The organism is Rhodovulum strictum (genome assembly GCF_009649175.1).
Taxonomy (GTDB): Bacteria; Pseudomonadota; Alphaproteobacteria; order Rhodobacterales; family Rhodobacteraceae; genus Rhodovulum; species Rhodovulum strictum.
Genome location: NZ_WJPO01000036.1, coordinates 22,377 through 31,709, shown reverse-complemented (window position 1 = coordinate 31,709; position 9,333 = coordinate 22,377). Strand labels below are relative to the sequence as shown.

14 protein-coding genes and 1 other RNA gene are annotated in these 9,333 nt (G+C 68.7%); 14 read left to right on the top strand and 1 reads right to left on the bottom strand.

Annotation, left to right across the window (positions count from 1 at the left end; genetic code table 11):
* The coding region (locus GH815_RS17055) for a S24 family peptidase (protein ID WP_153749947.1) at positions 1 to 743 on the bottom strand (743 nt) is incomplete at its 3' end.
* Positions 744 to 890: 147 nt separating this feature from the next.
* Here GH815_RS17055 and GH815_RS17050 point away from each other — a divergent pair.
* From GH815_RS17050 to GH815_RS16990, 14 genes are all read left to right on the top strand, one after another.
* Positions 891 to 1,199, top strand: coding sequence for a helix-turn-helix domain-containing protein (locus GH815_RS17050; RefSeq protein WP_132694683.1), 309 nt, complete (start codon positions 891 to 893; stop codon positions 1,197 to 1,199).
* Entirely contained in the window at positions 1,196 to 1,657 is a 462-nt protein-coding gene (locus GH815_RS17045) for a hypothetical protein (RefSeq protein WP_153749946.1), read from the top strand. Before GH815_RS17050 ends, GH815_RS17045 begins: the two co-directional genes overlap by 4 nt.
* On the top strand, positions 1,657 to 1,938 hold the full coding sequence (locus GH815_RS17040; RefSeq protein WP_153749945.1) for a hypothetical protein: 282 nt from the start codon (positions 1,657 to 1,659) through the stop codon (positions 1,936 to 1,938). Before GH815_RS17045 ends, GH815_RS17040 begins: the two co-directional genes overlap by 1 nt.
* On the top strand, positions 1,935 to 2,159 hold the full coding sequence (locus tag GH815_RS17035; RefSeq protein ID WP_153749944.1) for a hypothetical protein: 225 nt from the start codon (positions 1,935 to 1,937) through the stop codon (positions 2,157 to 2,159). The genes GH815_RS17040 and GH815_RS17035 overlap by 4 nt, the downstream gene beginning before the upstream one ends.
* A 137-nt stretch (positions 2,160 to 2,296) precedes the next feature.
* The gene (locus tag GH815_RS17030; RefSeq protein WP_153749943.1) at positions 2,297 to 3,124 is read left to right on the top strand and encodes a ParB/RepB/Spo0J family partition protein; all 828 of its coding nucleotides are present in this window, start codon (positions 2,297 to 2,299) and stop codon (positions 3,122 to 3,124) included.
* Positions 3,124 to 3,591 (top strand): helix-turn-helix domain-containing protein, encoded by a 468-nt coding sequence (locus GH815_RS17025; RefSeq protein WP_246176501.1) that lies wholly within the window; start codon positions 3,124 to 3,126, stop codon positions 3,589 to 3,591. The genes GH815_RS17030 and GH815_RS17025 overlap by 1 nt, the downstream gene beginning before the upstream one ends.
* Positions 3,588 to 5,870, top strand: coding sequence for a Mu transposase C-terminal domain-containing protein (locus GH815_RS17020; RefSeq protein WP_153749941.1), 2,283 nt, complete (start codon positions 3,588 to 3,590; stop codon positions 5,868 to 5,870). Before GH815_RS17025 ends, GH815_RS17020 begins: the two co-directional genes overlap by 4 nt.
* Positions 5,871 to 5,904: 34 nt before the next feature.
* Positions 5,905 to 6,678 carry an AAA family ATPase gene (locus tag GH815_RS17015; RefSeq protein WP_132694676.1) on the top strand — a complete coding sequence of 258 codons (774 nt, stop codon included), beginning with the start codon at positions 5,905 to 5,907 and terminating at the stop codon, positions 6,676 to 6,678.
* Positions 6,675 to 7,259 (top strand): helix-turn-helix domain-containing protein, encoded by a 585-nt coding sequence (locus GH815_RS17010; RefSeq protein WP_132694675.1) that lies wholly within the window; start codon positions 6,675 to 6,677, stop codon positions 7,257 to 7,259. The genes GH815_RS17015 and GH815_RS17010 overlap by 4 nt, the downstream gene beginning before the upstream one ends.
* Positions 7,259 to 7,660 (top strand): helix-turn-helix domain-containing protein, encoded by a 402-nt coding sequence (locus GH815_RS17005; RefSeq protein WP_211365116.1) that lies wholly within the window; start codon positions 7,259 to 7,261, stop codon positions 7,658 to 7,660. The genes GH815_RS17010 and GH815_RS17005 overlap by 1 nt, the downstream gene beginning before the upstream one ends.
* Complete coding sequence (locus tag GH815_RS17000; RefSeq protein WP_211365115.1) at positions 7,657 to 8,316, top strand: DUF3164 family protein; 660 nt, start codon at positions 7,657 to 7,659, stop codon at positions 8,314 to 8,316. The genes GH815_RS17005 and GH815_RS17000 overlap by 4 nt, the downstream gene beginning before the upstream one ends.
* A 10-nt stretch (positions 8,317 to 8,326) precedes the next feature.
* Positions 8,327 to 8,965 carry a hypothetical protein gene (locus GH815_RS18900; RefSeq protein ID WP_170290379.1) on the top strand — a complete coding sequence of 213 codons (639 nt, stop codon included), beginning with the start codon at positions 8,327 to 8,329 and terminating at the stop codon, positions 8,963 to 8,965.
* 19 nt (positions 8,966 to 8,984) lie between these two features.
* On the top strand, positions 8,985 to 9,254 hold the full coding sequence (locus GH815_RS18895; protein ID WP_170290378.1) for an HU family DNA-binding protein: 270 nt from the start codon (positions 8,985 to 8,987) through the stop codon (positions 9,252 to 9,254).
* Positions 9,254 to 9,331: hammerhead ribozyme type II (locus GH815_RS16990), an RNA gene on the top strand. The genes GH815_RS18895 and GH815_RS16990 overlap by 1 nt, the downstream gene beginning before the upstream one ends.
* Positions 9,332 to 9,333: the final 2 nt, after the last annotated feature.

Sequence of the window (9,333 nt, the reverse complement as noted above, 5' to 3'; positions counted from 1 at the left end):
CGGCCGACGATGCGGAGCTGGTCGATCATGTCGCGGCCGACGGTTTCGGGGGGATAGGCGGGGTTGTCGGAGATCAGCTCGACCAGGCCGTCGAGGCGGCGGCGGATGCGCTTGACCAGCAGATCCTCGCCCACGTTGACGACCATGATGTGGCCGTGCCGGATTTCGGTCTGGCCGTGATCGACGACGAGCAGCGCGCCGTTCGGGATGGAGGGTTCCATCGAATCGCCCGAGGCGGCGATGATCGAGCAGTTTTCGGGGTTGGCGCCCTGGGCGCGCAGGAAGGCGCGATCGAGGGCCAGCGCGCCCAGCTGCACCTCTGGCCCCACCGGCATGCCGAGGCCCGCCGAGGCGTGGATATCGAACAGCGGCAGGTGGATGAATCCCGAGGGTCCGGTTGCGACCGGCCCCAGCACGCCTGTGCCCGTGACAGCGCGCATGGCGCGTTCGTACATCGCCCGGTCCTGGGCGAGGAGCGGTTCCCAGGGCGACCGGGGCACGTCTGACAGGGACATCTCGCCTTCGCCGGTGACAAGCCAGTCGATGCTGATGCCGAACTTGTCTTTGTAGAGCTTCAGGAACGCATGGTCTGGGATCGATGTCCCGCGCTCGTACCCGCCGAGCGTCTCGGCATTCATTTCTAGCGTCGCCGCCAACTCTTTGCGCGTCTTGAAGCCAGCAGCCTCACGAACCTGCGTGAGCCTACGCCCCAACTCACTGTTAACAATAGGCTTTCGACCCATGAACACTAAACAGAGCTTTTCTGTTTACAAACAGAGTAACTCTGTTTACTCCTTTCCCTACGGCGGCACGCTCCCACGCATCGCCATTGTGACCACAGACCCAACAAAAGGCGGGTGGTGACGCACCCGCCCCTTGAAGGAGGCTTCATGGAACAGAAGAAACCGGCCCCGGTGCTGGACTGGCACGGCATCAAGGCCGAGCTGCACCGCCGGGGCATGACGCTGACCGCATTGGCGACGCGCGCGGGCCTGGACCCGTCGATGTGCCGCAAGGTCAACTCCCACTGCAACTACAAGGCCCAGAAGGCGATTGCCGACTTCCTGGACCTGAAGCCCGAGCAGCTGTGGCCCGACCGCTATCCCAAGAACAAACCTCGGATCCTCGATACCGCGAAATACCCGCCCGTCGAAAGGGAAAAGGATGCCGCGGGCGCTGACAAGAGGCGCTGCGCATGAGCGGGGTTTCGTCCAGGGCGCAGCCGGGCGCTGACATCGAGCGGCAACGCCTGGGCGAGCGGATCGCCCAGGTTGTCGAACGGTATGACACGAAATCGGCGGCTGCGCGGGCTGCCGGCATAACCGCCGAGCAGCTGAACAAGTGGATCAAAGGGACCGTGAAGGTCCCTGTCGATGGCTGCCGCGCGTTGGCCGAAGGTGTGGGTGCCGATCTGAGCTGGCTTGTCACCGGAGAGCCCCAGCCGCAGCCCCAGCCCCAGGCGCAGACCGGCCGGCAGGCGGCCCTTTCCCCGCTGCCCGCCGAGACGGGCGGCGGCGTCCTGGCGACGCTGGCCTCGGCCGCCGCCGCGCTGACCTTCGACGACGTGGCGGGCGGGGTGGCGCTGGCCATGCTGTTCACCGCGGGGCTGTGGGTCGCCTATGGCACCGGGCTGGCGATGTGCGGGGGGTGCTGGTGATGGCGGCCGGGATCGAGCCGGGTTTCCGGGGCTGGCTGGGTACGCTTCGCATCGCGGCAGAAGCGTCGAAGGCGCTGAGCGACGAGCTGGGTGCGCTGATGCTGGAGGACGATGACAGCGATGCGTTCATCCGCAGGCTGATCCGGCTGAGCGAGCAGGCCGAGGCTGCGGCGGACGAGGTGGCCAACCTGGTCCATATCGGGGTCGGGATCGGGGCGTTCGACTGGATCGCCCGGCTCGCCCAGGCCGACGCCATGCAGAGTGCAGAGGCGGCGTCATGACGGCGGTGCTGCCCCTGATCGAGGCCATCCGCAATGCGCTGGCCGGGCTGACCGAGGCACAGCGGCTGGCGCTGGCGACCGAGATGGTCCTGGGCGCGGGCATGCCCGTCAGCATCCAGCAGCTGCGCCGCTGCGCGCTGGCCGCGACGACCACCGCCGACAGCCTGGAGAAACTGGCCTTTGCGGAGCGCGAGATGCGGTCCCTTGAGGGCCGGTTGTGAACACCTGCCCCCACTCACGGAAGGCAGGAGGCCCGCGCGGCGATTGACGTCCGCGGGTCGCCCCGGCCGGGGATACCCCCTCGCACCCGCCCCGGCCGGGGCATCACCGACGAGCAACACGAGACCTACAGGCAATCATGAGCGACACGACCTATCTGACGATCCCGCTGGCCCAGATCGCGGTGCCGGAGAATCGGGCGAGGACCTATTCCGAAGAGAATGCGCAGGCGCTGGCGGGGATCATCGCCGCGCAGGGGTTGCAGCACCCGATCACGGTGCGGGCCGCGGGCGATGGCTATGAGCTGGTCGCCGGGCTGCACCGGCTGCGCGCCTTCGAGATGAATGGCGAGGCGGCGATCCCGGCGCGGGTTTCGACGGCCGCGACAGACGATGAAGCGCGGCTGGAAGAGGTGATGGAGAACCTTGGACGGGGCGAGCTGATCGCGCTGGACCGGTGCCATCACCTGTACGAGCTGAAGCAGGTCTACGAGCGGGTCTATCCGCAGGCAAAGCATGGCGGAGACCGGAAATCGGCGACCAAAACGCAAAGTTTGCATCTTGATCGGGAGGTCTTCGGATTTGCCGAGGCAACCGCAGAGAAAATCGGACTTTCGAAGCGTGCGATCCAGCTTGCCGTCAGGATCTGGACCGGCCTGACGCCCGACTCGCGCGCGCGTCTGGCGGGGACCGACCTGGCGGACAAGCAGACCGAGTTGAAGGCGCTGTCGGAGCTGACGGCCGCGCGGCAGGCGGCGGTTCTGGCGCTGATCCTGGAGGGGCGCGCGGGCAATGTGGCGCAGGCGCTGGAGCTCATGGCTGACGGGGTCGCGCCGAGCGCCGAGGAGAAGCGGTTCGGCCAGTTGTCGGAGCGGTTCAAGGCGCTGCCGGACCCGGATTTCGACCGGCTGATCGCGGCGCATGAGGAGCGGGTGATCGCCTCGCTGAAGCGGCAGGGGCGGTTCTGATGTCCCGGCACCGCGACCCGCTGACAAAGGACCTGTTCTCCTGGGAGCCGCCGAAGGTGGGCGTCGGGTACAGCGCCGACGTCATCGGGCGCGGGCGGCTGGACAACAAGATCGCGCGGATCGTGTCCCATGCGCTGCGGGATGCGCGAGAAGACAAGGGCCTGAGCCGGGCCGAGGTGGCGCGGCGCATTTCCGACTTCCTTGGCAGGCCCGTGTCGGAATCGATGCTGAACAAGTGGTCTTCCGAGGGTTCGGAGGATCACCGCATCCCGCTGGATGCGTTCATCGGCCTGGTTCACGCGACCGGCGCGCGCGAGGCGCTGGGGTTCGTGCCGGGCGAGTTCGGCCTGACGGTGATCGAGGCCGAGTATGCGGACCTGATCGAGGAGCAGCTGTTGTTCGAGCACGAGCAGGAAGTGGCCGCGCGGCGCCAGGCGCTGGCGGCGCGGCGGAGGGCACGGCGATGAGCGGCCGGGATCTGGTTCTGACGGGCGCGGGCGAGGTGAAGGTCTGGTTCACAGCGCGCGAGTTGGCCGATCTGGCGAAGGCGCGCGGGCTGACGTCGTTTCCGACCACGAAGCGCGGCGTGCTGAAGCTGGCCGAGCGCGAAGGATGGAACGACATGCCGGCCACGGTCGCGCGGAAGCGGCCGGGCCGCGAAGGCGGCGGCGGCATGGAGTACCATTTCAGCCTGCTGCCCGAGCGGATGCAGGTCGCGGTGCATCACCTGGACAAGCGGGCGCTGCGGACGGCCGCGCATCTGCAGGCGGCGGCGTCCGAGCGGCGCCGGATCGCCGCGATCAAGGCGGCGGGGGCGAGCGCCAAGGCCCGGCGCGTGATGGAGGCGCGGGCCGAGGTCGTGATGTCGATCGAGGGGTATGCGATCTCGATGGGCGAGGACCGGGCCTGGGGCATCGCGCGGTTCCTGGAGGCGCAGGCGGCGTATCGGCAGCGTCAGGAAATCGAGCGGCGGCGCGACCGCGGCGCGGTTCTGACGGACAGCGATCTGCGCGCGCTGGCCGAGCCGCTGGTGCTGACCGCGGCGGAGGGGTTCGATCTGCGGCCCGAGGTGGTCGAGGCGGCGAACAACCGGCCGCGGGGCCGTGGGCCGATCGCGCGGCGGACGATCTACACCTGGTTCAAGGCCTGGGACGAGGGCGGGGCGCCCGAACTGGTGCCCGCACCGACGCGCGCGTCGGCTGCACTGCCGCCGGGCTGGGACGGGTTCATGAGGTTCTATGCCATGCCGGCCAAGCCGTCGGCCACCGAGGCGCTGGCCGCCTATATGGGCACGGTCACCGACCCGGCGATGGGGTTGACCATCGACCAGGTGCGGGGCGCGCTCAAGAAGCTCTCGTCGCTGGAGAAAAGCGTCGGCCGAGAGGGATTGCTGACGCTGAAATCGCGCATGGCCTATGTCCAGCGCACGACCGAGGGCATGTGGCCGACGACGGTCTATACCGCGGACGGCAAGACGTTCGACGCCGAGGTGGCGGACCCGGTCAGCGGACGGCCGATCAAGCCCGAGATCACCTCGATCCTGGACGTGGCGACGCGGAAATGCGTGGGCTTCGCCGTGTCGCGCAAGGAGAACGTGATCGCGGTGACCGAGGCCTTGCGCAACGCCTGCCTCGATCACGGCATTCCGGCGATCTTCTACACGGACCGGGGCCCGGGCTACAAGAACAAGACCTTCGACGGGGACTGGGGCGGGCTGATGGCCCGGCTCGGCATCACCAAGATGCATGCCCTGCCCTATAACAGCCAGGCCAAGGGGCTGATCGAGCGGTTCAACGGCACGGTCTGGAACCCGCTGGCCAAGCGGCTGCCCACCTATATCGGCGCGGACATGGACAAGGAGGCGGCGAAGGCCGTCCACAAGCGGACGCGCCGCGAGATCGCCGAGGTCGGCCGGTCGCGCGTCCTGCTGGACTGGGACGCCTTCCTGGCGATGTGCCGGACGGCGATCGAGGAGTACAACGCCCGCCCGCATTCGGCGCTGCCGGTGTTCGAGGATCCCGAGGCCGGGATGCGGCGCCGGACCATGAGCCCCAACGAGGCCTGGGCCGCCCACGCCGCCGCCGGGTTCGAGCCGGTCACCGTCGCCGAGGACGAGCGCGACGACCTGTTCCGGCCCTACGAGGAGCGGATCACCCGGCGCGCGCTGGTCGAGTGGAACACCAACACGTATTTCCACCCCGACCTGGAGCGCCATCACGGCAAGACGGTCCTGGTGGGCTACGACTTCCACCAGGCGGACCGGGTCTGGGTGCGCGAGTTCGACGCCGAAACGGGCCTGCCCGGGCCGCTGATCTGCGTGGCGACCTTCGGCGGCAACAAGGAGCGCTATGTGCCGCTGACGGCGCAGCGCGCGGCCGAGGAAACCCGCGTGAAGGCGCAATTGCGCCGTATCGGCAAGAAGACGGCCGCGATCGAGGAGCAACTCAACGCGCCCTTCACCATGGACGAGTTCATCCGGCCCGTGGCCGAGATCGATCCTGTCGTCCAGCCCAGCGCGCTGCGGGTCGTGGACGATGCCCCGCCCCCGGCCGCCGCAGCGGGCGCCCGATACACCAATCCCGACGCGGAGCTGGCGTTCCAGTGCATCGCCGATCCGTCGCAACTGACGCCCGGCCGGGCGCGGCTGCTGAGCGAGCTGATGGGACGTCATTCCGGGAGAGAGATTCTGAGACTTGCAGGCGTGGACCTGGACACGTTGGACGACCTGCTCAGGTCCGCCGCCTGAAGCCCTGACGAGCAGTAGAGAGGAAGGAGCATACATGAGACCCGTCTTCGTTGAAACAAGGAATTACGCCCGCTTCATGGAGGGGCTGAGCGCGCTCGATGCGCGCGGGGCCGAGGAATGCCGACTGATCGTGGTGGACGGCCTGCCGGGCCTCGGCAAGACCACGATCCTGATGCGGTGGGCCACGACCAGCGGCGGCGTCTACCTGCGCGCCAAGACCGAGTGGACTTCGTACTGGTTGCTGGGCGAGCTGCTGGCCGAGGCGCGGGTGAACGCGCCCCACGGTTACGAGGCACGGTTCAAGGCCTGCCTCGCCGCTCTGGGAGAACGCGCGCAGGCCGCGGCGATCGCCGACCGCCAGTTTGCCGTCGTGATCGACGAGGCCGATTACGTCTCGGGCAAGGGCAAGCTGGTCGATACCGTCAGGGATCTGGCGGACCTGTCGGGCGTCCCGTTCATCCTTGTCGGCATGGGCCGCATCCGGGACAACCTGACCCGCTATCCGCAGACGGCATCGCGGATCAGCCGCTATGTCCGCTTCGAGCCGGCGGAGCTGGAGGATGTTCAGGCCTTTCTTGCGGCGCAGTGCGAGGTGCCGGTCGCGCCGGACCTGGCCGGTTTCGTGACCCAGGCGACGCGCGGGTTCAACAGGGAGATCCGCGAGGCGATCGTGGCGATCGAGCGGTTCGGGTTGCGCAACCCGCCCGCCGGCGCCGACGGGCTGAGCCTCCGCGAAATGGCCGGGCAGCACCTTATCAATGACCGGAAGTCCAGCCAGCCGATCCTTGTTCCGGGGCGCCCGCAATGAGCGACGAGGCGTTCACCAACCAGACCCGGCTGCTGCATCACCTGGGCGAGGCCTGCCTGATGATCGACGAGATCGCCGGTCAGCTGGGCCTGAGCCATCGGCAGGTGAGCGCGGCGGCGGCCGGACTGATCGAGCGGGGCTATGTCGAGCGCCTGGAGCGGGGATGTTTCCAGCTGACCGACAGCGGCCGGTTCGCCGCGCGGAACGCCGTGCGCATCGTGAGCGGCCCGCGCGGGCCGCACCGCAAGCCGAAGGCGCCCTGGCGGGACACGATCCGTCAGCGGGCCTGGGCCGCGATGCGCATCAAGAGGCAGTTCACCATCCGCGAGATCGCGATGGTCGCGGCCCGGGGCGACGAGGGCGACCCGGTCGACAACCTGACGCGGTATTTCCGGGCGCTGGTCCAGGCGGGCTACCTGCGTCAGCTGGCGCGCGAGCCCGGCCACGCGCCGGGATCGAACGGGTTCCTGCGGTTTCAGCTGGTCCGGGACACCGGCCCGCGCGCGCCGGTCTGGAGCGATGTGCGCCGCGCTGTCCACGATCACAACACCGGAAAGGATGTTCCGTGCAGCCCCGTCTGATGATCGAGATTCCGGATCCGGAATGGATCGAGCTGCTGCGCGCCGAGATCGACAAGGGCCGCAGCATCGCCGAGGTCGCGCGCGAGATCGGCATGGCACGCCCGTCGCTGTCGATGCTGCTGGCGGGGACCTATCCGGCCCGGATCGACAAGGTGACCGCGAAATACGGCGCAAAGGTCACCGCTCTGTACCGCAACCGGGTGCTCTGCCCGTTCCTGCGCCAGGGCATCCCGGCCGAGGAGTGCCGCGCCCACGCCTCGGCGCCGATGTCGACCTCGAACCCCGAGCGTCTGCGTCACTGGGCGGCCTGCCGGGCCTGCCCGATGAACCCGTTCGCCGCGCAGGCTGACCCTGCCTGCGCGCCCCCTTCGATCCATGCCAACAGGAGATCCAGCGCATGACCGAGAACCCGGAACAGACAAGGCCGGAGGCCCTTGCCGCCGACCCGATGTGGATGGACAGCGAAGGGCGCTACGTGCCGCTCTCGCGCATCAGCGAGGCCGACCAGATGAAGGATGAGCTGGTCCGCCGCCTGACCGGCGGCGCGAAGTCCATGCGCAGCGCGCTCGCAGCCTTCAAGGAATCGTCTCTGTCCGAGGTGATGGCCGCCAAGGACCTGATCTTCGAGAAATACGGCGCGCGCGTCGGCGGGCCGCAGGGCAACGTCACCTTCCGCAGCTTCGACGGCAGCCTCGAGGTCGAGGTCGCGGTCAGCAAGCGGATCAGCTTCGGCCCCGAGCTGCAGGCGGCCAAGGCCCTGATCGACGAGTGCATCGAGGACTGGGCGGAAGGCGGAAACGCCAATATCCGCGCGCTCGTCGAGCACGCCTTCCAGGTCAACAAGCAGGGCCGCATCGACACGGGCCGCGTGCTGGGCCTCAGGAAGCTCGAAATGAAGACAGCCGAGGGCAAGCCCGACCCGAAATGGGAAAAGGCGATGACCGCGATCTCGGATGCGATCCGGGTCGATGGCAGCGCGACCTACATCCGGTTCTACGAGCGCGAGGAGCGCACGGGCCGGATGGAGCAGATCGTGCTCAACATCGCGTCGCTGTGAGGGGGGCGGGATGGGCGTCCCCTTTCAGACCGCGGATGGCCTGATCGACCTGACGGCGCTGTCCCCGCGCGATGTCAGCGCGTGGCGGGTCGCCGATGCGCTGGCCAAGATCAACCGCTTCTCGGGCCGCACGCCCGAGCCCTGGTCGGTGGCGGCACATTCGGTTCTGGTCGCACGCCTGGTCGATGCGCCGGAACAGAAGGCCTGGGCGCTCTTGCACGACGCGCACGAGGCGATCCTGGGCGACATGACCTCGCCCGCGGTGGCCTTCATCGCCGAGCACGGCCTGCCCTATGCGGGCGCCACCGTGCGCGAGTGCATCGACCGGGCGAAGGCGCGCGTGGACCGCGTGATCGGCGCCGCGTGGGCCGTCGCGACGCGTCCGCGCGCGGCGGAGATCGTCCAGGCGGATCGGATCGCGCTTCAGGCCGAGATGGCGATCTTCTTCGGCGCCAGCCCGGTCCTGGAGCACCCCGACGATGCCGAGCGGATCGAGCGGGCACTTGCCATCATCGACGAACTGCCAGTGGGCCAGAACTGGCGCGTCGCGCGAGAGGTCTGGCTCGTTCATGCGCGCTCCTTTGCGCGCGAAGGACTGCTTCGGCTGCCCGCCGAAGACGACCGGGCCTGCATGCCGCAGCCCGCGTAACCCAAGGGAGAAGAGGAAAATGGGCACTGTCAGCAAGACGGAACTCGCACGGGAACTCTCGGTGCTTTGCGGCCTGACCCGCCAGGCAGCGACCGAGGCGATCGAGCACCTGTTCGCCGCCGTGAAAGTACACGCCGAGCAGGGCGACACCGTCAGCATCCCCGGCTTCGGCCGGTTCCAGGTCAAGGCCCGCGCCGCGCGCACCGGGCGCAATCCGATGACCGGGGAGCCGATCCAGATCCCCGAGACCCGCAAACTGGTCTTCAAGCCGGCCCGCCCGACGACCTGATGCGAAACTGCCGTCCGGGCATTCCCCGGGCGGCGGTCGGCCGGACGTGGTGGCCCGGCCCTGACGAGCAGCCAGGAGG